Genomic DNA, 25,670 nt, shown 5'->3' on the forward strand with positions numbered 1-25,670 from the left:
AAAACGTTAGGCTTTTTTTATGTCAAAATATTGAATATCAACTGTTAAGTTATCCAGTAATTGTCGTGTCCGTTCAGGGCGAGCATCAGTAATAAACACTTGATTGAATGTTCCGTCAGTCATCATAATGATTAATTGTTGAATTCTTCTATCGTCAAGCTTATCAAAAATGTCATCTAGCAATAAAATCGGAGCAAAACCTTTTGTAATACTTAGCATTTCAAATTGAGCCAATTTGAGAGCAATTACAAAAGATTTCTGTTGACCTTGTGAACCGAATTTTCGAAGCGTAAAGCCATTAATTTCAAAAATGAAGTCATCCTTATGGCTTCCCATCGTTGTGCGCTGTGCTGCTAAATCTCGTTGTCTATTTCTGTGAAAAACAGTGGTGAAATCGTCACTTCCCACTTCTGATTCATAAATCATGTCAACGCTTTCTCTGGCATCAGATAATACTTCATAATGTTTTTTGAAAATCGGCAGAAAAGTATTGGCAAAAGTCAAGCGAGCGTCATATATCTTCTGTGAAATTTCTACTAAAGGGTCGGTATAAATATCTAATAATAAATCATCAACATAATTGCGTTCTGCAAACTGCTTTAGTAAAGAGTTTCTTTGAAGTAACAAGCGATTATACTGTAAAAGATTTTCTAAGTACGCTGAGTCTAACTGTGACATTACTCCGTCGAAGAATTTTCTTCTTTCTTCACTCCCATCACGAATCACATCAGTATCATTTGGAGAAAGTAATACGACAGGAAATTTACCAATATGTTCTGATAATCTTTCGTAGGCTTTTTTATCGTGCAAAACAGCTTTTTTTTGTCCTTTTTGTAAGGCAATCGTAATTAAAGTCGATTTTTCATTTTCGAAATCTCCTTCAATCATCATAAAATCAGCGTCATGATTAATGCTCAAGTTATCTTGATTAGAGATGGCACTTTTTGTTAAAGCCAAAAAGTAAATAGCATCTAACAAATTAGTTTTTCCACTTCCATTTTCGCCAACAATACAATTTATCCGAGGTGAAAACTCGAAAGAATCGTAGTCGTAACTCTTGAAATTGGTCAAACTAAGTTTTTGTAAATACATGAAAAGAAAATAAAAACGTATTGAATTGAAAAATTGAGCGTAAAAATGAGCAAAACCTGTATTTAAGTATCAATGAATAATACAAAATACTTTGTGTGTTCTTTGTTTTGTACTAATTTCGTAGTGCAAATTAAAGACTGTTTGATGGGATTGCAAATCACAGGCAGTTTAGCATCGGATTTATCTCCGAATAAGCAGTGTTAAGGTGAAACTTACAATTCACTTATTCACAAATCACTCATTCATAATTGTAGAAAATGGCAAAGAAAGCTGAAAACAAAGTAAAATACTCGAAGGAGACCTATATGTACTGGTACGAGTCGATGGTACTTCAACGCAAATTTGAAGAGCGTGCTGGTCAGTTGTATGGACAACAAAAAATTAAAGGTTTTTGTCACCTTTACATCGGACAAGAAGCTTGTTCATCAGGAGCAAGATCTGCATTGAAAGACGGCGACAAGTATATCACTGCATATCGTGACCACGGTATTCCTTTAGCTTTAGGTTCAGACCCTAATACGGTTATGGCTGAGTTGTTCGGAAAAGCTACTGGTATCTCTAAAGGTAAAGGAGGTTCGATGCACATTTTTGATAAATCTGTAGGATTTGTAGGTGGACACGGAATTGTGGGTGCTCAAATTCCATTAGGAGCAGGTTTAGCTTTTGCTGAAAAATATAACAAAACTGGTAATCTTGCCATTTGTTATTTTGGTGACGGTGCGGTTCGTCAAGGAGCTTTGCATGAAGCATTCAACATGGCAATGACTTGGAAGTTACCTGCAATCTTTGTAGTAGAGAACAACGGTTATGCAATGGGTACTTCGGTTTCTCGTACTTCTAACGTAACTGACCTTTATACAATCGGTGAAGCTTATGACATGCCTTCTGAAGCAGTTGATGCAATGAGCGTTGAAGCAGTTCACGAAGCGGTTTCTCGTGCGGCTGACCGTGCTAGAGCTGGTGAAGGACCAACTTTCTTAGAGTTCAAAACTTATCGTTATAGAGGTCACTCAATGTCTGACCCTCAGAAATATCGTACAAAAGAAGAGGTTGAAGCATACAAAATGCGTGACCCAATTGAACAAGTGAGAAAAGCGATTTTGGATAACGAAATTGCAACAGAAGAAGATTTAGCAGCGATTGATGCAGCGATTAAAGTAAGAGTAGAAGCTTCTGTTAAATTTGCTGAAGAATCTCCTTGGCCAGATCCAGTAGAAATTTTTACAGATGTTTATGTAGAGGAATATCCTTTCCCTGTAGAATAAACTATTGAAATACACAAAAAAGCCGTTCCAATTTTCTTTGGGACGGCTTTTTTAGTTTATCCAGTCGAACGATACTCTATCGTGTTCAGGATGTGCAACTTCTGGCGTTTTTTTGCTATTTACATTTTTTCGATTGAAGTTTCGTCTTGTCTGAAAATCTCTCCAATCGTTGCGTTGGAAAATGGCTAAGCTTTGCCTCATGTTATTACTGTTTTAAATATTGAAATATTACTATACAAATGTATAATCAATGCTTGAAATGAATATTAAACAATTGATTATATGAATGTTAACAAATTAAGTTATAATGTGAGTTCAAAGAATAGTACAAAAAAATGCCATTCTTACTAAGAATGGCGTTTAATGCTAAATTCCAAATGTTTTAAAGTTTTGGATTCATATTGGTGAATTTTTTAAAAGTCTCGTTATTACAAAATAAAAAAACCATTGCTTATAAACAGCTAAATGTTTACAGATCAATGGATTGATAGATTGTTTTGTCGCAAATGTAAAATACTTTACCAAGAAAGTAATATTAAATTTCACCTTTCTGTAAAACCTCTAAAAAGAAGAAGAGATTAACTTTGAATAAATTCAATCGTTAATCTCTTCTAAAGAATTCTAATGGAATAACCTTAGTTATTTGCCACTATTAAGCAGGAAGAACTTCTACAAAAGAACGTCCTTTAAATCCTTTTTTAAAGTGAACAGTACCGTCAATCAAAGCAAATAAAGTATGATCTTTACCAAGACCTACATTTTGACCAGGATTGTGTGCTGTACCTCTTTGACGAACAATAATGTTCCCTGAAATTGCAGGCTGACCTCCAAAAATTTTGATTCCAAGACGCTTACTATGCGACTCACGACCGTTTTTCGAACTACCCGCACCTTTTTTGTGTGCCATTGTTTTGTTAGTTTATCGATTTAACGTTTTAATTTTCGTTTTGAAGAAACTCTTAACGAATAAAATTAATCATTAAATACTAAAATGAAATTCCTTCAATTAAAACTTTAGTTAAATTCTGACGGTGACCGTTCTGTTTTTGGTATCCTTTACGACGTTTCTTTTTGAAAACAATTACTTTTTCTCCACGAACGTGAGCTAAAATTTTACCTGTTACAGTAGCACCTGCTACAGTTGGAAGACCAATTTTGATGTCTCCGTCATTATCGACAAGAAGAACCTTATCGAAAACCAGTGCAGCGCCTTCCTCGCCCGCCAAACGGTGGGTGTAGAGGAAAAGGTCTTTCTCAACTTTAAATTGCTGACCAGCGATTTCTACGATTGCGTACATTTTATTATTAGTTATAATTTTATTGGGTCGCAAAGATACGTATTATGTTTTGAAAAGAGAAAGGAATTTTCTATATTTATTATAAATTATTTAACAAATGAGCAACGATAATCTATTTCGTAATAATCTAATAGTAAGATAGTTATGGATAAAGCTAAAATGTGGATGTATTCGTTTTCAACAATAATGCACTAGAGGTACATAATTTATAGAATTATACGTTAGTTAATTAGCATCAATCTCATTTGTATAAGATAATAAAATGCGAAGTAGAAATTTAGTAATACGAATTGGAATAATTTTTGTCTGTTTAATTTATGGCACTTGTTTTGGTGCTTATAGTCAAAACAAGAAAGTAGAGATTGTAAAGTTTGAACATCTCCAAAAAGTACTAAATCAAGTATCAGATACAACTGTTGTTTTGCATTTTTGGGCAACTTGGTGCAGACCTTGTATGGAAGAACTACCTTTTTTTGAGGAGCTTAACACAACATATAATCCACAAAAAATAAAGTTTATTTTAGTGAGTATGGATTTTGTGAAAGATGCCGAAACGAGCTTGAAAAATGTATTAGAACGAAATAAAATTAAATCTAAAGTAGTGTTATTGGATGAACCAGACTATAATTCTTGGATTGATTTGATTGATAAAGAATGGTCTGGAACGATTCCTGCAACGTTGGTACTCAATTCAAATCTGAGGAAAAGAAAATTTTATGAAGGGAAAGTAAATGTTTCAACATTTAGTGATGAACTAAAAAAAATGTGTCCTGTTACCATACAAAACTGAATACTGTAATAACTAACAAAAATTATATTTAACAATTAAACTTATTAAGACATTAACTTCTAAATGATTTAGATAATTAAAATATATCAGAAAATGAAAACATACACAAAGAATATAAAGACGATTTTTTTACTAGGAATCATCTTAACGAGTTTGTTCGGATTTACACAAAGTGTGGACGAAAACAGACAAAGAGCAGATAAAGGATATGCAATTGGCGACGTTGTTACTGATTTTAAACTAAAAAGTACTTCAGGCAGTTTTGTTTCAATGGCAGATAATCGCTCTGTGAAAGGTTATATCATCGTTTTTACTTGTAATCATTGCCCGTTTTCAAAAGCTTACGAGAGCAGAGTGATGGCTTTAGATAAAAAGTTTGCATCGCAGGGTTATCCAGTAATAGCGATTAATCCGAATGACCCAAGTGCTTATGAGGAAGATTCTTTCGAGAATATGCAAGCAGTTGCTAAAGCCAAAGGATACACTTTTCCTTATTTGCAAGACGAAAGTCAGCTTACTTCAAAGGCTTTTGGTGTATCAAGAACACCGTCTGTTTATGTAGTAAAAAAGGAAGGGGATAAATTTATTTTACAATACATTGGAGGAATTGATGATAATACGCAAGATGCCAATGCCGTTACAAAACGTTATGTTGAAGATGCTGTTAATAATCTTTTAGCAGGAAGACCAGTGGTTGGAAATTTTACTAAAACGGTTGGCTGTGCTGTTAAATGGAAAGGAGTTTAACATAAATTTTTCAAAGACGATTAGAGGTTTGTTTATACATGAAAAGAGGTTACCAATTGGTAACCTCTTTTTTGGTTGTAAAAGGATTTATTTAATCCGTAAATTACTTATTTGCTGTAATATCGGTTAAAGCAAATAATGGTTTTCCTTTCGCCTCTGGATTTTTGAAGACTAAGTAAAGATTATGCGAACCCAATAATGGCGTTTTTAACGAAATATTAGTAGCTGATTGTGATGATTTACTTACTTCTCCGCTACCAACTAATTGTCCCGTAGGGCTGTCTAAATGAATTTCAATGATACCGCCAGCAGTACGTTCGTCGCTTGCAAAAGCGGCTAAACTGAATGCTTTAATTCCTGTAAAATCGATATTACTAAAAGAAATATATGAATTATCTGTCGTGGCGATAACGGCTTCACCGAGTCCATCAATCGTATATTTCATCGTTTCTTTTTGCGTATCAAAAGAATTTGCTTTGAATTTCGCACTTCTCAAAGTTAGGCTTGTCGCACCAGTTAAAGAGCCTAAATTATTGCCACCTTTGTCAGTATAACTTGCAGAGAAGATATAAGTACCCGCTTTGCCATTGTCTTTTGTAAGGTATTCACCCTTTACAGGCTTACTTGCTTTTTTATCATCAGCTAATGAAAGAATATATTTTACCATTTCTTTCGTATCATCTTTTGTCAATTGTGGATGAGCCGCCATTACTTGTTCGCCCCAAACACCACCACCACCTTTGATGATTTTTTCAACCAATTCACCTAAAGCTCTGCTTTTGCCTTTATACTTTTTAGCAACTTCTTTATAGCTTGGTCCGATAGATTTCTTGTCGATTGAATGGCAAGATTTACAATCAGATAATTCGATTAAACGTTTACCCGTTGAAACGCTTAGATTAGCTTGATGTCCTTGTGCAATAACAGTTTTATCAAATCCTTCTAAGTAATCAATATTTACTTGTACTTCGTCTTCTTTGATTTTCTTGTTGGCTAAAGAACCATCTTCTTTGTCAGAAACATTTACTTCATAAGCAATTTTTTCATCGTTCCAGTAGAATGTTTTATTGCCTTTTACGGCTAATACTACTTTCGGAATATCGTTTCCAACTTTTACTTCAAGAGTAGTACTGGTTACATTTCCTGCCGAATCAGTTACTTTCAAAGTTGGCTTATAAACACCTGCTTTTGTGAAAGTGAAGCTAGGGTTCGCTAAGTTACTTTTAGCACCTTTAGCGAAAGTCCATTCGTATTTCAAGACATCATTTTCGTAATCCATTGTTCCTGCTGAAGAGAAACTTACTTTTAAAGGTAATGCTCCCGCTTTTTTATCAGCATTGGCAACTACAACTGGACTACGATTTCCTGCATTGAAGGTAATGTGTGAAAGACGAGCATCATCGTTTTGAGCAAACCAATTTTGTCCATACTCCAATAAATACAAAGATCCATCTTTCGCAAATTGCATATCCATTGGATGGCTGAATTTGGTATTTGGCATAAAACGCTCCATCGAAATAAAATCTCCGTTTGGTTTCATACTTACCAAGTTAATCCAATCACGCATCCAATCGTAAGCAAAGAATTTTCCATCTAAATATTTCGGAAATTTCACTTTAGAATTTGCATCAAAATCATCGAAATAATACACTGGTCCACCCATCGCATTACGTCCGCCTTTGCCAACAATTGCTCCGAATTCTGGAGAATCAGCATAAGGATAATAAATAAATGCTTTTTGTGCTGCTGGTAATTCACGTAAGCCTGTGTTGTGCGGAGAATCATTGATTGGATGTGCAGGGTCAAATTTTGTCCAAGTACTGTCTTTATTGAAATCTCTTTGATTATAAGCACGGTTATCAGCAACAAAAAGTGGCCAGCCAAAATAACCTGCTTTACGAGCTTGATTTACTTCATCGTGTCCACGAGGACCATATTTTGTTGAATTTTCACCAGCATCTGGTCCTACTTCACCCCAGTATAAAAATCCAGTTCTTTGGTCAACAGAAATTCTGTATGGGTTTCTATTGCCCATTACATAAATTTCAGGACGAGTTTTATCGGTACCAACTGGGAATAAATTGCCCTCAGGAATAGTATATGAACCATCAGCTGTTGGTTTAATTCTTAAAATTTTACCTCTTAAATCATTTGTATTAGAAGAAGTATAACGAGCATCCCAACCCGAACGACCAGCTTTATTGTCAATCGGTGCATAGCCTTGTGAAGCAAAAGGATTGGTATCATCACCAGTAGAAAGGAATAAATTTCCTTTGCTGTCCCAAGCAACCGAACCGCCCGTATGGCAACATTCAGTACGCTTTACAGGGACACGTAATACTACTTTTTCGGTACTAAGTAAAAGGGAATCTTTTACATCATCATAGACAAAACGAGATAAACGATTGGCTGTATCGGCACCAACCATCCCAACCGATGGAGCGTAGTACAAGTAAATCCATTTATTTTTATTGAAATCAGGGTCGATATTTACACCCATTAAGCCATATTCAAATTTTGAATAAACGCTTAAATCTGCCACTACTTTTGTCGCATTTTTCTTTGGGTCATAAACTTTTAACAAACCTTTTCTTTCACCAAAAATTACTTTACCGTTGTCTAAAACAACTAATTCTGTTGGTTCATCTAATTTCTCGTCTAAAACAGTTTTCACATAACGGTTTTCATCTGGAGGTAAAGCACTTTTTACTTTAGAATAATCTAAAGCTGGACCATCAGCAGCCCATTGTAAAGCACCTAAAACGTGTTTTAAAGGAATTTCTTCCGAAAAAGTCTCATCTGTATGTCCCCAATTGGTATAAAAAGCTCTTCCACCATCAAATTCATGGTACCAAGCCATTGGGTGAAAATTGCCCATTTTACCTTCTTTGAAAGAATTCTCATCAACAGTATATAAAACCTTTACATCTGTGTTGAAATTTTTAAAGCTATAAAATTCGTCTTTACGCTCTAAACTTTCAGGCATAAAATTGGTAGAAATATGAGTGCGGTCTTTGATGATGAATTTACCATTTTGCACATTTGATACATTTTTACCCGGATGACCATTAAAATATCCGCCAACCAATTTGCCATACCAAGGCCAGTCGTATTCAGTATCCGAAGCCGCATGAATACCCAAAAAAGCACCACCTGCTTGAATATAACGTTCAAAAGCAATTTGTTGTGGCTCTGTTAATACATTGCCAGTTGTACTGTTAAATACAACGACACTGTATTTTTTCAGATTAGCTTCGTTGAAATTGTCGGCATTTTCAGTAGTATCAACAGAAAAGCCATTATCAATACCCATTTTTTGAATCGCTTTCGTACAGAAAGGAATAGAGGAATGGCGAAAACCTGCTGTTTTGGAGAAAATAAGTACCTTTTTCCCTTTTAGAGAATTGGTATTTTGGGCAAATAAAGCATTTGTACAGAAGCACAAGAACAGTATAAATGCCTGAAATTTAAGTTTCATAAGTAAAATAAATTAGGACTGGATGAATTAAATAAAATTGAGCTTGAATCAGCGCAGAGAATACGCCTATGTATTGATAATAATTGATAAAGATAAGTTTTTGTTGGAATTTTATTATCACACCTTGTGAGGATAAATATAGACAAGTATAGAACAGTTAGAGAAAAAGTAAACGATATATACTATTTTCATTCGAAATAATATATATCGTTCTGGTAATGATTGCCTTTTAGAAAGGTTTATGTTTAATGACTGAGATCTACTTTTTCTTTTTTGAAAGCAATTGGTATCTTAAAAGTGCTTCCAAATAATAATAATCAGCATAAACTAAAGGCACATCAATTTCTGATTTTAGAGGCTTCGCTCCTACGCTGTGCTTCAAAATAAAATGATTGTTTTCGCCTAAATTAGCTTTATAATCAGGGCTAGAAAGGCTGGTCAACATCATTTCAGCAGCTTTGAAGTACTCTTTACCTTTTTTGCCAGTATAAGTTGATAATTCTAACAAAGCCGAAGCCGTAACAGCACCAGCCGAAGCATCACGTTCTTCATTAGGAATATTTGGTGCGTTGAAATCCCAATATGGAATTTTATCCGCAGGTAAATTTGGGTTGTTCAAATAGAAATTGGCAATTTTTTCAGCCATGTCTAAATACTTTTTTTGTTTGGTTTCACGGTACATTACAGTATAACCATACATTGCCCAAGCTTGTCCTCTCGCCCATGCCGAAGCGTCTGAATAACCTTGGTGTGTTACTTTTGCCAAAGGTTGTCCTTTTTCGTCATAACAAATTACATGGAAACTACTGCCATCTGGACGGAAATGATTTTTTAAAGTACTGTCAGCGTGCGAAAGACAAAGATTGTACAGCTCTTTATTCCCTGAAGTTTTAGCAGCCCAAAACAAAAATTCAAGGTTCATCATGTTGTCAATAATAACAGGATAATTGTACTGTTTTAATTTATTCCACGATTTGATTAAGCCAACATTTGGGTCGAAACGAGTCGCTAAAGACTTCGCTCCTACTAGCATAATATCTTTGTATTCAGCATTTTTGGTAAGACGATAGCCATTTCCAAATGGGCAATACAACATAAAACCCAAATCGTGCGTACCAGTATTGAACTGTTCCTTTTTCACAGCCATCGACCAATTGTGAGCAGCTTCTTTCCAAAAAGGGTTTTTGGTTTCCTCAAAAATATACCAAAGCGAACCGCCAAAGAAACCGCTACACCACCATTCTGTAGGCATATCTCTTGGACTGCCATCTTTATTGGTTGATTGTGGCGTTTTGCTATAATCTGGATGGGCTTTTAGCATACCTTCATATTGTTTGGCAGCAAAAGCAAATTCTTTTTTGACATCAATTTTAGATTGAGCCGAAGCCCCAAATACACAGCAAGAGAGTAACAATAAAAGCGTTTTTTTCATAGTTAATAGAGAATTAGTTGAGATGAAAAATTATCGTAATTCAGCAATTTGAACGAAATCCATATCTGTGAAATCTAAATTTTCGCCAGCCATTGCCCAAATAAAAGAGTAATTAGAAGTACCAGCACCAGAGTGAATAGACCAAGGAGGCGATAAAATAGCTTGATGATTTGCAACAACTAAATGACGAGTTTCCTGTGGCTGACCCATTAAATGAAATACTCTGTGTTCAGGGTTCAAATCGAAATACAAGTAAGCTTCCATTCGTCTATCATGAACGTGTGCTGGCATCGTATTCCAAACGCTACCATTTTTCAAAACGGTTAAACCCATTACTACTTGGCAACTCTGAATACCACCAAGGTGAATATATTTATAGATTGTTCGTTCATTTGCCGTTTCAACAGAACCTAAAGAAACAGGAGACGCTTCTTCTTTACTCATTTTACGAGTAGGGAAAATTTGATGAGCTGGAGCCGATAACAAGAAAAACTGTGCAGGGTTATCAGCATCACTACTTTTGAAAATGACTGATTTTACTCCTTTACCAATATAAAGAGCATCTAGTTTTGATAATTCGTAGCTTACACCATCTGCTTCAATCGAACCATTTCCACCCACGTTGATGATACCGATTTCTCGTCTTTCTAAGAAATAATCCGATTTCAAATTATCATAAGTCTGTAAAGTAAGTTCATCCGTAGTTGGCATTGCTCCGCCTAGTACTACTCTGTCGTAATGAGTATATACAAAATGTATCTCGTTTGGTTTAAAAACACTTTCAATTAAGAAATTCTCCCTTAATTGTGCTGTGGTAAAGGTCTGAGCCTCTTTTTCACTAATTGCTTGATAGATTTTCATGAAAAAAAATAGAATTGATGTAATGTTGAATATTATGTAATCACAAAGAGTCGAACTTTTTAGATTTATACTGTTTTATTAACATTATATTTTTAAATATTGTGAAAAATCAAAACCCCAAGGATAAGTGGTTGATTTCCTTATCCTTGGGGTTTTATCTGAAATGTTATTTATCTTGATTACCAATCTCTTCCACGATGATGTCCACGTCCAAAAATCGGAACAGTCACAACAATTACTGGGCGAGAAGGTCTTCTTACTTCTCTGTAAACCACTCGTTCTTGATAGCGATTACGAATATCATAAGGATTGCGAGGGTCTAAAGGATAATATCTATTTGCCCAAGCTCTTCTACTGTCACAAAAATCAAAAGGATCAACATTGCTACGGAAATCAACTTCGTTCCAACGGCTATGGCGATATGGGTCATAAACAGGACGTGGGTCAAATGGATTACGAGGGTCATAGTTAGGGCTACGAGTATCGAATGGATTACGTCTGTCAAAATTATAATTTCCGTAACGATTGTTATCACATCTTGCATAAACATCGTAATTATTGTTGTTACGATTATCGTATCTATCATCGTCTCTATTATTTCTGTTATCACGGTCTCGGTCAGGATAATTTTGTTGTTGATTATAATCCCTATCACGGTTTTGGAAATCTCTATCTCTGTTAGAATAGTTACGATCTTGAGTCATTGCTGTATTTGCCAATCCAACTGTGAAAATTATCAAGCTAAATAATTTGATAGTCATGTTCTTTACGGTTTATTGTGTTACACCAGCTTTAGTTTTAGAAATATTTCTTTTACTCTTTTGATGATATATTGATAAAACGCAATTATTCGAATCGCTATTTTAGGGCAACGTGTTAATGATATGTTAATGTTTTTTCGCTCTTAAATACAAAAAAGCCGTGATACGATATTTGTTTCGCATCACGGCTTGAAAGATAAATTTAAATTTAAGATTTAGATATTAAAGAGATTTAAACAGATTTGAGGTTAAACGAAATTAGTTTAATGAAATAAAACGGTCTTGATTAACAGGTTCAGGGTTTTTAGTACCAATGTTTACGTTTTTCACAATTTTGCTTTCGCCATCAGTAATTTCAAAGCTATATGCACCATCTTCCAACTCGCTCAAATCAAATTTACCATGATATTTCTGGCTGTTTTTACCTACTCTTTCTTTGTGTAACACATCCCCTTTTTCATTTTTCAATGAAATATATAAGTTCTTGCTCGTCGTTTTCTCAATCAATACGTTCATTTTCATGGTATTGATAGTTTGGTACATTCCTACAGCAAATGATTTTTTGTTACTTGCTGGCTCGTTTGTGTTAGTAGCACTTGCTACAAATGACATTACTGATAATACTGCAATTGCGAAAGATTTAATGAAAGTTCTCATTTTTTTAAGTTGTTTAGATTTTAAATTAATTTTTATAAAAAATAAAAGTTTAGAAATTACAATGTTTGGTTTTTACTGATACTCATAAGATTTTTATGCCATAATTTATAAGTGTTTCATTTTCAATTAGTTAAAGGTGTTAATAAGATTTAGAGGTGTTCGTTTTTATTACAGTTGTTGTTCGGTTTAGTACGTTTTCAATTTTTAGAGCATTTTTTGTTTCCTTGTTTTTGATGTGTCAAAGTTATGGGTAAAAACCAGTACCTTGCAATACAAAATACCATAATCGGTCGTTTATCTTTGTGAATGGTAAATGTTCCTGATATTCAACAGATTTTTGGTTTAAGCGGATGCTTTAAAATTGATGAGTGTTTTAACTCAGAAAGTAACTGTTTTTCTGAATCTCAGACATAAGATGCAAGCAAGAATTATAATGTTGCATGCAAGAAAAAAAATTATCATAAATTTTTATATGATTATCAAGCTCCGCAACCACTCTTACTTCTGCATAGACATTCCCAATAAAAGCGTATTAATATTGTAATAGCCTCAAACAAGAAATTTTAGAAATATTTTAATTCAAAATAATTATTCAAATGGCAGCAGAAGAAAAAAGTATCGGAAGAAAATTATTGAGTTTCTTTATTACTGAAGAAACTGCTCATACAGCGAATACAAGTAATAGTGTTCCAGCTCCTCAAATAGCAAAAGAAGAGGCTGTTGTAATACCAAAATCTGTTGAAAATGGCGTAATGGATAAAAAATTTATCGACCATTTTGTGCAATTGCTTGAAAACTCCAATTTAAAAGGACCAGACTATTTTGAATACATGCAAGCTTTGAAAGGCTTGTCGGGCTTGGGTCTTTCGGAAGAAAAACAATTTCAGGCAGCTTGGGCAAGTTTTAAAGCAATGGGCGGAGTAACAGATGTTGGCATACTAACAAATACTGCAAATCAATATATTGGAATATTAGATGCCGACCGACAAGCATTTTTGAAAGATGTAGAAGCGGCAATTAGCCAAAAAGTTGGCGGATTGAAAAGTGAACTGAAAAAGACCGAAGACGAAAATGAAAATATCGCCAAGCTAATCGTAGAATTACAGCGAAAGATGGAAGAAAATCAATCGAAAGTAAAAAAGTTGACTGGAGATATTGAAGAACAAAGTGGGAAAATTACTATCAATAAGAGTAATTATGAAATGACACATCGTTCTTTCGTTGAACAAATAAAAGGCGATATCGCAAAGATTGTTGCCTACTTGAAATAACATTTTTCTAAATCAAACATTTAAAATTTAAACAACCAAAACAATGACAGATTTATCACAAATCGGAGGGAATCAACCGACAAAATCATTTTGGAGTAAGCCCGAAGGTATTACTTCATTATTCTTCTTGGCTGCAATTGGCGCTTTCGGCTTGTATTACTTTAATATTATCGTTGAGTTTTTGATAAAAGTTACCGCTAACACGCTTTATCTAGGTTTTCTATTGGCTATTTTAGGTTTTTTCATTTTCCTGATTACCAGTAAAGACGTTCGTACAGCTGTATTCTTTTTGTTTAAAATGCTGATGAGAAATATTACAGGAATTGTTGTTCAACTCGACCCAATTGCCATTATGAAAATTTACATTTCTGATTTACGTGAAAAGCGTGAACAAATGTCGAAACAAATAGATATTCTGGCTGGTCAATTGGTGAAATTGAACAAGAAAATTGGCGAAAATAACGAAAACATCAAAGCTAAATTCGGCGAAGCTAACAAAGCCAACAGCATGACCGATAAACCCGGCATGAAAGAAGCTGCTTCATTAGCAAGTATCGAAGCTGCAGGTTTGCAAGAAATGAACGAGAAACTTTTACCATTACAACGCAACATGAAAACCATTTTAGGTTTCATGGAAAAAGTACAGTCTTCGGCAGATTATATTATTAAGGAAACTGAAATCAAAGTAAAATTAAAAGAAGCTGAATACGAAATTGTAAAGAGTAGCTCGAATGCCTTGAAAACAGCGATAAGTATTTTCAAAGGTAATCCAGATAAGAAATTCTACTTCGATGAATCAATGGAGTATATTCAAGATGATATGAGTAAAAAATTGGGGGAAATGAAACGTGCGATGGATTACTCAATGGATTTTATCAATTCGGTAGATATTCAAAATGGTATATTGACCGACAAGGGGCAATCAATGTTGGATGCTTACAACAAAGGCGAATTCAGTTTGATTACTTTAGATGGTCCTTCAGATTCAGGTAAAAAAGAAATAAATCCTTCAAAAGATTCTTCTTATAAAGGTTTATTAGATTAAAAATTCCTTCTCTAAATTGTAACTCAAAGTAAATCTTTGGGTTACAATTTTTCATCTCATAAGCAATAAACTTTATTTTCGTACCTTTGTAAATGTTTTCAGGAAAAGCGATTTACCGCAATCCGATGACAGATAACATTTATAAATTATGACTTTCGAAGATTTTCAACTCAATCGCCAATTATATAATGCCATCGATGAAGCTGGCTATCAAGCACCTACGCCAATTCAAGAGCAAGCCATTCCATTAGTAATGGGCGGGCATGATGTACTGGGAATTGCCCAAACAGGTACAGGAAAAACCGCTGCCTATTTACTGCCAATTTTGATGAAAGTAAAATACGCACAAGGTAAAATGATGCGTGTACTTATCCTTGCTCCTACTCGTGAATTGGTCATGCAAATTGATGAAACCGTAAAACAATTAGCAAAATATACAGACATTCGTCACATCGCTTTATTTGGTGGTTTAGGCCCTAAAACACAGATTGAGGCTTTACAAGCGGGTGTTGATATTATTATTGCTACGCCGGGTAGATTTTTAGATTTATATTCTAAAGGAGAAATTGGCGTAAAAGAATTAAAAACTTTAGTACTCGACGAAGCTGATAAAATGATGGATATGGGTTTTATGCCTCAAATCCGTAATATTTTAGAAGTAATTCCTTCAAAGAAAAGACAAAATTTGTTGTTTTCGGCAACTTTTCCGCCAAGAGTAGAAAACCTTTCGCACGAATTTCTGGAATTTCCGCATAAAGTAGAAGTAAGTCCGCAAGCCACAACGGCGGATATGGTGAAACAACGTTTGTTTGAAGTACCCAATTTCATGACCAAAATTAACCTTTTGGGAATGTTGATGCGTGACCATGAAACTTTTAACAGAACCATTATTTTTTGTAGAAGTAAAGAAATTGCCGACAATATTTTTAAATACTTAGCCAGAAAAGTCGTTGGAGAGAACAAGATTCGAGTGATTCACGCTAACAAGGGGCAAAATACCAGAATCAATTCGATGGAAGATTTCAAAGAAGGAAATATCCAAGTATTGGTAGCGACAGATGTGGCTGCCAGAGGAATTGATATTCAAATGGTTAGTCACGTAATTAATTTTGATGTGCCTTTGATTTACGAAGATTATGTTCACAGAATCGGGCGTACTGGTCGTGCCAATAATAAAGGCGAAGCTATTACTTTTATGACGGAAGCGGAGGAATATCACATTGGTAAAATTGAAAAAATCATCAAAATGCCTATTCCACGTGAGCCACTTCCAGAAGAACTAGAAGTATTACAAACACCATTTGTTGAAAAACAAATTATGTTGCGTGAAATTGATGAGCAGAAAAAGCGTGAAGATCCAGATTTTAAAGGTGCTTTCCACGAGAAAAAAGACCGAAAAATAAAAGCTAAAGAAAAAGAAGTAAAAAACAAAAAACTACACATCACTGCTGGTAAAGATGCCCGCAAAAAAACATTTGGAAAAGCTAAACGTGAAGACCCACGTAGAGGAAGAAGATAATAAACGTGTAGGTTTTGGAATACAGGGTGTCGAGTCTAATCCTACATTTTTTAAAGCAATGTTGAGCAATGTCATTTTAAACTCTTAACTATTATATAATTGTATTTTATGAACAATCAGCCACAAAGTTTAATTGCTCATATTGAATTTGAAGAAAAAGTAAAAAAAATAGGTACAGTTTTCGAAAATGACAAAACGCTATTTTTTACGGTTAGCTATTTAATTCTAACTGCTATAGGTATGGTTTTTAGTGTAGCATATTTTCTGGCTTTTGGGATAAATGTTTTAGATTATTCTCAAATTAGTGACTTTATCCTAATTGCTTTTAAAGACCCTTTTTACCTGATATTTAGCTGTTTGACAATCCTTTTTACGATAGGAATATATTATTTTAATAAATGGGCGATGTTTAAATTTCCCAAGTTATTTACTTGGCAGGAAACAAAACTTGGGTTCAAACAATCAGCTAATTATTATTTCTTTGGGTATTTATTGGTGTTGTTATTATACATTCCAGAGGCAGCTTATTTGTACAGTATGTATAAAAGCAAAGAAGTAAAAACAGGTAAAGGACAAATTGTACAAGTATATTATAATTCAAGTTCACAGATAGGGAAACTACCTTTCCCAATGCTGGTTGGTACCACAAGTAATTTTATTTTCTTATATCATCCCGAAACAAAAACTACTGAAATCGTTCCCTTTAATAATATAAGCAAAATAGTCATTGTAGATTCAAGTCATGTTAGCAAAGCTCAAACAAGCACTCCTAAACCTCGCTAAACCTGAAAGAGCCATACAAACGGCTTGTTTTTTCAAAACTGGCGAAGGGCAATACGGCGAAGGCGATATTTTTATTGGCATTACCAACCCCGAAGTAAGAACTTTGGTAAAAGAGTTTTGGAAAGTAATTACACTTGCTGATATTCAGATTTTATTAGCCGATAAAATCCATGAATTTAGATTTACAGGCTTGATGATTTTGGTAGAACAATTTCAGAAAGCAAATGAAGAGAAAAGAACTGAAATCGTTGAATTTTACCTGAAAAACCTTCCGCAAATCAATAATTGGGATTTGGTTGATTGTTCATGCTATAAAATTTTGGGAGAATTTTTATTGGATAAAGACCGACAAGTACTTTATCAATTAGCAGAAAGTAAGCATTTGTGGTCTGAGAGAATTGCTGTAGTTTCTACGATGGCTTTTATCAGAAAAAGTCAGTTTTTAGATTGTTTCCGATTATCAGAGTTTTTTCTCACACATCCACACGACTTGATGCACAAGGCCTGTGGATGGATGTTGCGTGAGATTGGAAAAAGAGATGAATTGGCTTTGGAGGAATTTTTAGAAGAAAACCTCACAAAAATGCCAAGAACGATGCTTCGTTATGCGATTGAAAAAATGGAAGACAAAAAACGTTTATCCTACTTAAAACGCTAATTATCCGATTGCCATTTTTACTAAATCTGCTGTATTTTTTGCTTTAGTTTTCTTCATCATGTTCGCACGGTGGTTATCAACAGTGCGAATACTTAGGAACAATTTATCAGCAATTTCTCGGCTATTGTAGCCTTGTACGATATGTTCTAGGATTTGTTTTTCTTTCGGAGTGATTTTTTGGAAAATCGGTCTGCTCGTATCAGGTTGATTTCCAGTCGTTTTTGAAAGAAGTTCGTCGATAATAACTTCTGAAATTTCTGGTGGAAAATACTTTCTTCCTTCCGAAACTACATTAATCGCCCGCATGAGTTCTTCTTTACCAGTATCTTTTAACAAGTAGCCACTAGCACCATTTTCAACAGAATTGATGATATATTCACGGTTATTGTGCATTGAAAAAATAAGAATGCGTACATCAGGATATTCTTCTGAAATAATTTTGGCAGCTTCTATACCTGTCATTTTAGGCATAGTCAAATCCAAAATAACAACATTGGGTGACAAAGCTTTTATTTTCTCGATGGCATCTAAGCCATCAGAAGCTTCTCCGATTACTTTCACGCTTTCTTCGTCTTCCAAGAGCATCTTCATGCCTTTTCTGACAACGTCGTGATCATCTGCTAATAATACTGTAATTGGGTTCATAATTTTTGTTGATTATATACAGAGAGTAATTATAAAATACTTATGTACCAGAAACCGCTAGTGCTTTTAATGTTGAATTTATTAATTTTTTTCAAGATATTCAACTTAAGCACTAGGATACTCGTTCAGTATTTTTTCTCCGCTTAGTAATTAGTTTGTTGTTTGTGGCAATCGGAATGTTAACTAAGATACTAGTCCCCTTTCCTGTTTTAGATTGAATTTTACAAGTACCATTTAATAATTCGGCTCTTGTTTGCATATTTTTTAAACCACTACCACCTAAAGATTTTCGGATGGCTGGCAAGTCGAAACCAATTCCGTTGTCAGAAATAGTTAATCGAATAGAACCCTCATTCTCTACCATTTCTACTTTTATTTTTTCCGACTTTGAATATTTTACTGCATTATGAATCGCTTCTTGTGTGATTCTATAAAGGCATACTTCTACTCCTTCTGGCAATCGTTGAATTTTCTTTTCTTGAAATTCGATACTAATGCCCGACATTTTGCCTACTTGTTCCGTCAAGATTCTGATTGCTGGCGTTACGCCAAAATCACTCAGTACAGAAGGCGCTAAATTAAATGCCACAGTTCTGGTAGCTTCGATGGTTTCTTGAATCAGTTTTTGTAATTCATCAAATGATTTATCTTGTTTAGGATTGATGAATGAAAAGCTTTTTACTTTTTCTCCATGCAATCTTAAACCCGTCAACATTTGTCCGATTCCATCGTGTAATTCTCTGGCTAATCTTTTACGTTCCATTTCCTGACCTTCCATCAAGGAGGCAGAACGTACTTTCTCTTCGGCTAATTGTAATTTAAACTTCTCTTCTGTAGCTTGTACCAAAGCTTGCTGAGTTTTGAGAAGTGTTTCATTGGTTTGGCGTAGTTCACTTTCCGAATCTGTCAATTTTTTGATGACAAGTCGAATATAATTAGCAATTGGGCGGAAGATGACAAAGCCTTCTAAAATAAGAATACTGAACAAAATGATGAATAAAATCAATTCAATCTTTTTCGTCGTATCAACTCTTGCTCTTGATTCAACATCGTACTGAAAAACGATTTTGTTCATCATTTTCAGAAAAAGCCTTTCGTTTACCAATACTTGATGTAATGCAGCACGCATGGTTTCGTCCTGATTATTTACAGGTTTATTAATACGTTCGCTGATTAATTTAGCATTTGATAAAATGGTTTGAAAAATAGGATCTACTTCTCTAAACATGCTATCAATTTTAGGGCTATTTCTTACGGTATAAGTTTTTCCGTCGGTTTTTAAATCTTTGTTTTTTAATCCTTCATGGCTTTGTCCCCACAAAGTGATAATTTCTTTAATATCTTCCGAATAATGCTCGGCATCAGCTTGGAAAATATCTGGACGGCACAACAGAATGGCTGTTTTAGAAAGCCTCTGGCTTAGCATCCTTTGTCGTCCTGCAATATTGACAACATGAGAGTCATCAATCAACGAATTCAGAAATACTTGAATAATAATTTGTCCAGACATAGAAAGTAACGCCACCATCGTGAGGGCTATCACATAGAGGCGAGTAAGTCTGTGGAAAATTTGACTATCAAGTGGCTTCATAACTTGAAATATACCAAACTTTCGGAAAAAATCATTTATAGTTTTCAAGTAATTTGCTGATTGTGAGATTGTTGAAAATTTTTCTTTGAAAAATCATGTAATGGGATTTTACAAACTGATAATTCGCAAGTTTTTGTGAATATCAATTTGTAAAATCATTCTTGCTAAACACCAACAAATACTTGTCCCTCTTCTACTTTTACGGGATAAGTCTTAATTGTGTACTCATCGCCGCTCAAGCATTCTCCTGTTTGTAATGAGAACGTTTTTTTATGGAAAGGACAGGCTACTTTGGGTTCATTATCAGCACCTGTTGAGCCAATCATTCCTCTTGATAATGCCATTTGTTGGCGGTGTGGGCATTGGTTTTGCGTAGCATACCATTCACCACGACGAGTAAAATTATAAATGGCAATTTGTTCGCCTTCAATCAAGGCACAAGCGCCACCATTTTCTGGAATATCTTCAACACTGCATGCTACATGCCAAGTGATTGTTTCTTCTGCTATCATTGTTGTAATTATGATTGTGTGAATTGTGAATGAACTTACAGGAATTAATTACTTGTAAGTTCATTCATACTAAACTATTTTACTTCCATTCAGCTGCCTTGATTTGATCACGCATTGGTTCAAATTTGGCATAAGGGTCTTTCATTTTTGGTGCATTCACAAAGTGCGTGAAACGCTTACGAAGTTCTGGATTGGTTACTACTTCTTTCCATTCGCATTTGTAAGCTTCTACCAAAAACTGCATTTCTTTTTCAAACTGTTCGTTCATTCCTAAAGCATCATCAATAATTACTGATTTCAAATAATTGATGCCACCTTCCATTTTATCTAACCAAGGAGCAGTACGAGTAAGCGGTTCAGCCGTTTTGATATAGAACATCAAGAAACGGTCGATGTATTTCAAGCAAGTTTCTGAATCAATATCAGTAGCTAATAATTCTGCATGACGAGGTTTTACGCCACCGTTTCCGCATACATATAAATTCCAACCTTTTTCTGTAGCGATGATACCGAAATCTTTTGATTGTGCTTCGGCACATTCACGAGTACAGCCCGAAACTGCTGACTTTAATTTGTGCGGAGAACGTAAACCACGATAACGCTCTTCAACTTCAATCGAAAACGAAACGGCATCTTGTACACCAAAACGACACCAAGTAGAACCTACGCAAGATTTTACGGTTCTTAAAGATTTGCCATAAGCATGACCAGACTCGAAACCTGCATTAACAAGTTCTTCCCAAATGTCTGGTAAATCACTTACGTGTGCACCAAACAAGTCTATTCTTTGTCCACCTGTGATTTTTGTATAAAGATTATACTTTAGCGCTACTTGTCCGATAATGATTAATTTCTCAGGAGTAATTTCTCCACCTGGAATTCTTGGTACTACCGAATAAGTACCATTTTTTTGAATATTAGCTAAGTAACGGTCATTAGAATCTTGAACGGTAGCATTACCTTTTTCCAAAATCATTTCGTTCCATAAACTTGCAATGATTGAAGCCACCGCTGGTTTACAAACTTCACAACCATCTCCTTTTCCTAGATTATCTAAGGTTTCGTCATAAGTTTTGTAGCCTTTGATTTTTACCAAATCAAATAATTCCTGACGAGTATAGTCGAAGTGTTCGCAAAGGACGTTTCTCACAAAAACACCTTGCGATTTCATCGTTTCGTTAATCAAATCTTTCACCATTGGCACGCAACCACCGCAACCTGTACCAGCTTTTGTACATTTTTTGATGCCATCAAGTGTTGTTACTTTATTCTCGATGATTTCATGACAAATTCCACCTTTAGTTACAGCTTCGCAAGAACAAATCAAAGCTTCGTCTGGTAAAGACAGTACGCCTGAACTTGCATGTTCTCCTCCGCCTCTTGAACCCAGCATCAAATCTTCTGGGTCGGCAGGTAAAAGCACTTTATTTTTAGTGTTTTGCAACAGCATATTATACTGTTCTGCATCACCAACCAAAATCCCTCCTAATAAGTACTTGCCATCGTTTGAGATATTGATTCTTTTGTAAATACCTTTTGCAGTATTTTCAAATACGATAGTTTGTGCATTTGGTTCTTGAATGAAAGCATCACCAAAACTTGCTACGTCGATACCAATTAATTTTAATTTGGTTGACATATCAAAAGGTTTAAACTCTTTTTCGCCGCCAATAATTGAACTTGCTACAACTTCTGCCATTTCGTAACCTGGTGCAACCAAACCATAAATCATGTGATGTGCCAATGCACATTCGCCAATGGCAAAAATATTAGGGTCTGATGTTTGAAGTTTATCATTTACGATAATACCACCACGAGAACCTACTTCTAATCCAGCAATTTTGGCGACTTCATCACGAGGTTTAATACCTGCAGAAATTACCAACATATCTACATCAAGCTTAGAGCCATCGGCGAAGCTCATTCCTTCGATAATGCCATCTCCAACAATTTCCTGAGTATTTTTATTCAGATGAATTTGTAAGCCTAATGCTTCTAACTTTGTTTGAAGTGTTTTTGAACCAGCTTCATCAATTTGTCTTGGCATTAACCTTGGTGCAAATTCAATTACATGTGTTTCTTCTAATCCTAAATCTAATAAAGCTTTTGCTGCTTCTAATCCTAATAAGCCACCGCCAATTACTGCACCTTTTTTAGCCGTTTTAGCGTGTGACTGCATCAAATCTAAATCCTCAATGGTTCTATACACGAATACACCATCTTTTTCAACACCAGGAATCGGTGGCACAAATGCCGCAGAACCTGTTGCTAATACCAAGTAATCGTAGCTAAGAACGATTCCATGATGCGAGCGTACCGTTTTAGCATCTTTATCAATATCAACAACTGGGTCAGAAAGATAAAGTGTTATACCATTCTCTTTGTACCAACTGCTTGGTGCCATTGTCAAATCGTCTGCGGTTTTACCAGCAAAGTATTCTGACAAGTGTACACGGTCGTAAGCGGGGCGAGCCTCTTCGCCAAAAACGACCAGATCAAAACTTTTAGACACATCTTTTGAAATAAGTTTTTCGCAAAACTTATAACCGACCATGCCGTTCCCCACTACGACAATTTTCTTTTTCATAAATGATACAAGATTATGATTGACACTTTTAATAATTAATACTTATACGAAATGACTTGATGTTTTCTAGTAACTAAGTATTTATTCGAAAACTTTAAAGCCGTAATTGTATTTGGATGAAAATGAGTATTTATAACTATTTTTAGAAAAAATATAAATTTCAATAATTGTACTTTAAATATAAACCTGTTTTTCCTAAAAATGCGTAAAAATGCTTAATTCATGTTCAAATTTAAACCTATTTTTTGTGATTTTGCAAATTTTTTGAGAAAATTAATAATTTTTGAATCTTTTATTTTGATTATTAACAATTATATGCCATGTTTGTATCGAAATCACAACTGAGTATTTATAATCATCATTGTTCAAGTATAAAATACTAAAATATGAATATTCCAAGATTAACTTTAATTGGTGCTGGCCCAGGAGACATTGAGCTCATTACTGTAAAAGGGATTCGAGCAATTAAGTCGGCGGATGTAGTATTATATGATGCACTTACCAATGAAGAGTTATTAGAGTTTGCTCATCCAAAGGCACTTCGTATTTATGTCGGAAAACGCTTAGGGAAATATGTTTACACGCAAGACGAGATTAATCAGAAGATTGTTAGTTTGGCTTTAGAGTATGGACACGTTGTGAGATTGAAAGGTGGCGATCCATTTGTATTTGGAAGAGGTTTTGAAGAGATAGAATACGCAAGAAATTTTAATATCGAATGTGAAGTTGTGTCAGGAGTTACTTCGGCGATTGCCGCACCAGCATCAATCGGTATTCCAGTAACGACGAGAGGTTTTTCAGAAAGCTTTTGGGTAATTACAGGAACTACAAAGGCTGGAGAGTTATCAAAAGATATAACATTGGCAGCACAATCAACGGCAACAGTGGTTATTTTGATGGGAATGAGTAAGTTGTCTCAAATCTGTGAATTGTTTGCCTCGAATGGCAAAAGTGAAACACCCATCGCAATTATACAAAATGGTACTCGTAATAATGTGAATTTCGCAATCGGTACAGTATCTACTATTATCCAAAGCGTTAAAGAACAGCAAATTTCAAATCCAGCTGTGATTGTTATCGGTGAAGTGGTGAGTTTACATCCTTCATTTATTGAAAAGTTTAGTGACGAATTGGCTCTGAGCAATAAGCTATAATTAGCGTTTAAGGAAACCAGAAAGTTTTTATTAACGATTGTTATTAAAATTTACACAATCAGTTTTTTCTTCCCTTCAGCATCCGTTGAAAAAAGTCTATCGTGGGGGCGATAGATTTTAACAAATCGGAGAAATTCACAGAAGATGATTTCTCTGTTTTACAAAAAGGTTATGAAAAATATCAGTACAAACAAGCCGCTTGATTCATTGAATGTATTTTCATTCAAAGGAATTCAAATGCAAACATTTCACATTACTTGGATTACATTCTTTTTCTGTTTCTTTGGTTGGTTTGGTATTGCACCATTGATGAAAATCGTAAAAGACGATTTAGGCTTAACAAAAGGACAAATTGGTAACATCATTATCGCATCGGTTTCTGCAACGATTTTTGCCCGTTTAATCATTGGTCGCTTATGCGATACTTTAGGCCCAAGACTTACTTATACTTGGTTGTTAGCAATTGGTTCAATTCCAGTAATGACAATCGGTTTAGCAAATAGTTACGAATCATTTTTACTTTTCAGACTTGCGATTAGTGTAATTGGCGCATCGTTCGTTATCACGCAATATCATACTTCTGCAATGTTTGCTCCAAATATTAAAGGTACAGCCAACGCAGTAGCTGGAGGTTGGGGGAATCTTGGCGGAGGAATCACAAACATGGTAATGCCTTTGATTTTCGCTGCTTTCGTAGGTGCTGGTTATGTAAATCATGATGCTTGGAGATATGCCATGGTAATTCCAGGTGCGATTTTATTAATCATGTCATTTGTTTACTACAGATTTACACAAGATACTCCTGCTGGAAATTATGCAAACATCAAAAGAGAAGCCGTACAAAAAGGTTCTTTCTGGTCGGCAGCATCAGATTATCGTACTTGGATATTGTTTTTAGCTTATGGTGCTTGTTTCGGAATTGAAATTACATTTGATAACGTAGCAGCATTATATTTTACAGAAAACTTCTCTTGCGATTTAAAAACAGCAGGACTTTTAGCTGGAGCATTCGGATTCATGAACCTTTTCGCTAGAGCAATCGGAGGAATTGTTGCTGATAAAGTTGGTAAAACGTATGGTATGAAAGGAAAAGGCTGGTTGTTAGCTGGGTTATTGGCAATGGAAGGTTTAGGTATCATGTTATTTGCACAAACAGGTTCAATTGGTTTTGCAGTAATGGCGATGTTAGGTTTTGCAATGTTCTTGAAAATGGCAAACGGAGCTACTTATGCTATCGTTCCTTTTATAGATTCAAAAAATGTAGGTTCAGTAGCAGGAATTGTAGGTGCAGGTGGAAATTTAGGCGGAGTACTTGCTGGATTTTTATTCAAATCAGAAACGATTACTTATGCTGAGGCATTTATGTATATTGGAATAAGTGTAGCTGTGATTGGGGGATTAACAGCACTCATTAAATTCGACAGAAAAGCATTACCAGTAACAGAACAAACGTTAGAAGTAGCTTAACACCTCTTTAGACCAAACTTTGCAAGCAGAAGTGCTTGCAAATCCATCTCCAAATTT

23 protein-coding genes are annotated in these 25,670 nt (G+C 34.9%); 10 read left to right on the forward strand and 13 right to left on the reverse strand.

Features of this window, described 5'->3' with window-relative positions:
• Nucleotides 1-6: 6 nt before the first annotated feature.
• Nucleotides 7-1,092: a DNA replication/repair protein RecF gene (gene recF, locus VB776_RS19100; RefSeq protein ID WP_323698469.1), complete on the reverse strand. Its 1,086-nt coding sequence runs from the start codon at nucleotides 1,090-1,092 to the stop codon at nucleotides 7-9.
• Between the two features lie 257 nt (nucleotides 1,093-1,349).
• On the opposite strand from recF, the gene pdhA reads away from it, so the two are divergent.
• Nucleotides 1,350-2,357, forward strand: coding sequence for a pyruvate dehydrogenase (acetyl-transferring) E1 component subunit alpha (gene pdhA, locus VB776_RS19105; protein ID WP_323698470.1), 1,008 nt, complete (start codon nucleotides 1,350-1,352; stop codon nucleotides 2,355-2,357).
• 51 nt (nucleotides 2,358-2,408) lie between these two features.
• Here the strand turns inward: pdhA and VB776_RS19110 are convergent, their stop codons facing one another.
• The 3 genes from VB776_RS19110 to rplU all read right to left on the reverse strand — a co-directional run bounded on the left by VB776_RS19110 (nucleotide 2,409) and on the right by rplU (nucleotide 3,655).
• The gene (locus VB776_RS19110; RefSeq protein WP_323698471.1) at nucleotides 2,409-2,558 is read right to left on the reverse strand and encodes a hypothetical protein; all 150 of its coding nucleotides are present in this window, start codon (nucleotides 2,556-2,558) and stop codon (nucleotides 2,409-2,411) included.
• 451 nt (nucleotides 2,559-3,009) lie between these two features.
• Nucleotides 3,010-3,264 carry a 50S ribosomal protein L27 gene (rpmA, locus tag VB776_RS19115; RefSeq protein ID WP_184136168.1) on the reverse strand — a complete coding sequence of 85 codons (255 nt, stop codon included), beginning with the start codon at nucleotides 3,262-3,264 and terminating at the stop codon, nucleotides 3,010-3,012.
• A 79-nt stretch (nucleotides 3,265-3,343) separates the two neighbouring features.
• Nucleotides 3,344-3,655, reverse strand: a complete 312-nt coding sequence (gene rplU / locus VB776_RS19120) for a 50S ribosomal protein L21 (RefSeq protein ID WP_184136166.1) — start codon at nucleotides 3,653-3,655, stop codon at nucleotides 3,344-3,346.
• Nucleotides 3,656-3,917: 262 nt separating this feature from the next.
• Between rplU and VB776_RS19125 the strand changes: the two genes are divergently transcribed.
• Entirely contained in the window at nucleotides 3,918-4,445 is a 528-nt protein-coding gene (locus tag VB776_RS19125; protein ID WP_323698472.1) for a TlpA family protein disulfide reductase, read from the forward strand.
• 93 nt (nucleotides 4,446-4,538) lie between these two features.
• Nucleotides 4,539-5,192, forward strand: a complete 654-nt coding sequence (locus VB776_RS19130; RefSeq protein WP_323698473.1) for a thioredoxin family protein — start codon at nucleotides 4,539-4,541, stop codon at nucleotides 5,190-5,192.
• 103 nt (nucleotides 5,193-5,295) lie between these two features.
• On the opposite strand, the gene VB776_RS19135 is transcribed toward VB776_RS19130, so the two are convergent.
• The 5 genes from VB776_RS19135 to VB776_RS19155 all read right to left on the reverse strand — a co-directional run bounded on the left by VB776_RS19135 (nucleotide 5,296) and on the right by VB776_RS19155 (nucleotide 12,381).
• Nucleotides 5,296-8,670 (reverse strand): ThuA domain-containing protein, encoded by a 3,375-nt coding sequence (locus VB776_RS19135; RefSeq protein ID WP_323698474.1) that lies wholly within the window; start codon nucleotides 8,668-8,670, stop codon nucleotides 5,296-5,298.
• A 259-nt stretch (nucleotides 8,671-8,929) separates the two neighbouring features.
• Nucleotides 8,930-10,102, reverse strand: a complete 1,173-nt coding sequence (locus VB776_RS19140; RefSeq protein WP_323698475.1) for a glycoside hydrolase family 88 protein — start codon at nucleotides 10,100-10,102, stop codon at nucleotides 8,930-8,932.
• Between the two features lie 30 nt (nucleotides 10,103-10,132).
• Complete coding sequence (gene kduI, locus VB776_RS19145) at nucleotides 10,133-10,963, reverse strand: 5-dehydro-4-deoxy-D-glucuronate isomerase (protein ID WP_323698476.1); 831 nt, start codon at nucleotides 10,961-10,963, stop codon at nucleotides 10,133-10,135.
• A gap of 179 nt (nucleotides 10,964-11,142) precedes the next feature.
• Nucleotides 11,143-11,724 (reverse strand): hypothetical protein, encoded by a 582-nt coding sequence (locus VB776_RS19150; protein WP_323698477.1) that lies wholly within the window; start codon nucleotides 11,722-11,724, stop codon nucleotides 11,143-11,145.
• A 258-nt stretch (nucleotides 11,725-11,982) separates the two neighbouring features.
• A complete protein-coding gene (locus tag VB776_RS19155; protein WP_323698478.1) occupies nucleotides 11,983-12,381 on the reverse strand; it encodes a hypothetical protein in 399 nt (132 codons plus the stop codon).
• Nucleotides 12,382-12,977: 596 nt separating this feature from the next.
• On the opposite strand from VB776_RS19155, the gene VB776_RS19160 reads away from it, so the two are divergent.
• The 5 genes from VB776_RS19160 to VB776_RS19180 all read left to right on the forward strand — a co-directional run bounded on the left by VB776_RS19160 (nucleotide 12,978) and on the right by VB776_RS19180 (nucleotide 17,657).
• On the forward strand, nucleotides 12,978-13,652 hold the full coding sequence (locus VB776_RS19160) for a hypothetical protein (protein WP_323698479.1): 675 nt from the start codon (nucleotides 12,978-12,980) through the stop codon (nucleotides 13,650-13,652).
• Nucleotides 13,653-13,695: 43 nt separating this feature from the next.
• The gene (locus VB776_RS19165) at nucleotides 13,696-14,697 is read left to right on the forward strand and encodes a hypothetical protein (protein ID WP_323698480.1); all 1,002 of its coding nucleotides are present in this window, start codon (nucleotides 13,696-13,698) and stop codon (nucleotides 14,695-14,697) included.
• A gap of 148 nt (nucleotides 14,698-14,845) precedes the next feature.
• Complete coding sequence (locus VB776_RS19170) at nucleotides 14,846-16,216, forward strand: DEAD/DEAH box helicase (RefSeq protein WP_323698481.1); 1,371 nt, start codon at nucleotides 14,846-14,848, stop codon at nucleotides 16,214-16,216.
• A 108-nt stretch (nucleotides 16,217-16,324) separates the two neighbouring features.
• The gene (locus VB776_RS19175) at nucleotides 16,325-16,999 is read left to right on the forward strand and encodes a hypothetical protein (protein ID WP_323698482.1); all 675 of its coding nucleotides are present in this window, start codon (nucleotides 16,325-16,327) and stop codon (nucleotides 16,997-16,999) included.
• A complete protein-coding gene (locus VB776_RS19180) occupies nucleotides 16,959-17,657 on the forward strand; it encodes a DNA alkylation repair protein (protein ID WP_323698483.1) in 699 nt (232 codons plus the stop codon). The genes VB776_RS19175 and VB776_RS19180 overlap by 41 nt, the downstream gene beginning before the upstream one ends.
• On the opposite strand, the gene VB776_RS19185 is transcribed toward VB776_RS19180, so the two are convergent.
• The 4 genes from VB776_RS19185 to nirB form a co-directional block, all read right to left on the reverse strand.
• A complete protein-coding gene (locus VB776_RS19185) occupies nucleotides 17,658-18,302 on the reverse strand; it encodes a response regulator transcription factor (protein ID WP_323698484.1) in 645 nt (214 codons plus the stop codon).
• Between the two features lie 112 nt (nucleotides 18,303-18,414).
• Entirely contained in the window at nucleotides 18,415-19,893 is a 1,479-nt protein-coding gene (locus VB776_RS19190) for an ATP-binding protein (protein WP_323698485.1), read from the reverse strand.
• 164 nt (nucleotides 19,894-20,057) lie between these two features.
• Nucleotides 20,058-20,405: a nitrite reductase small subunit NirD gene (gene nirD, locus VB776_RS19195; protein ID WP_323698486.1), complete on the reverse strand. Its 348-nt coding sequence runs from the start codon at nucleotides 20,403-20,405 to the stop codon at nucleotides 20,058-20,060.
• Between the two features lie 79 nt (nucleotides 20,406-20,484).
• Nucleotides 20,485-22,992, reverse strand: a complete 2,508-nt coding sequence (gene nirB / locus VB776_RS19200; RefSeq protein WP_323698487.1) for a nitrite reductase large subunit NirB — start codon at nucleotides 22,990-22,992, stop codon at nucleotides 20,485-20,487.
• A 386-nt stretch (nucleotides 22,993-23,378) separates the two neighbouring features.
• On the opposite strand from nirB, the gene cobA reads away from it, so the two are divergent.
• Together cobA and VB776_RS19210 are read left to right on the forward strand one after the other, a co-directional pair.
• Nucleotides 23,379-24,146: a uroporphyrinogen-III C-methyltransferase gene (gene cobA / locus VB776_RS19205; protein ID WP_323698488.1), complete on the forward strand. Its 768-nt coding sequence runs from the start codon at nucleotides 23,379-23,381 to the stop codon at nucleotides 24,144-24,146.
• Nucleotides 24,147-24,383: 237 nt separating this feature from the next.
• Nucleotides 24,384-25,613: an MFS transporter gene (locus VB776_RS19210; protein ID WP_323698489.1), complete on the forward strand. Its 1,230-nt coding sequence runs from the start codon at nucleotides 24,384-24,386 to the stop codon at nucleotides 25,611-25,613.
• Nucleotides 25,614-25,670: the final 57 nt, after the last annotated feature.

This window comes from Arcicella gelida (assembly GCF_034931025.1).
Lineage (GTDB): Bacteria > Bacteroidota > Bacteroidia > Cytophagales > Spirosomataceae > Arcicella > Arcicella gelida.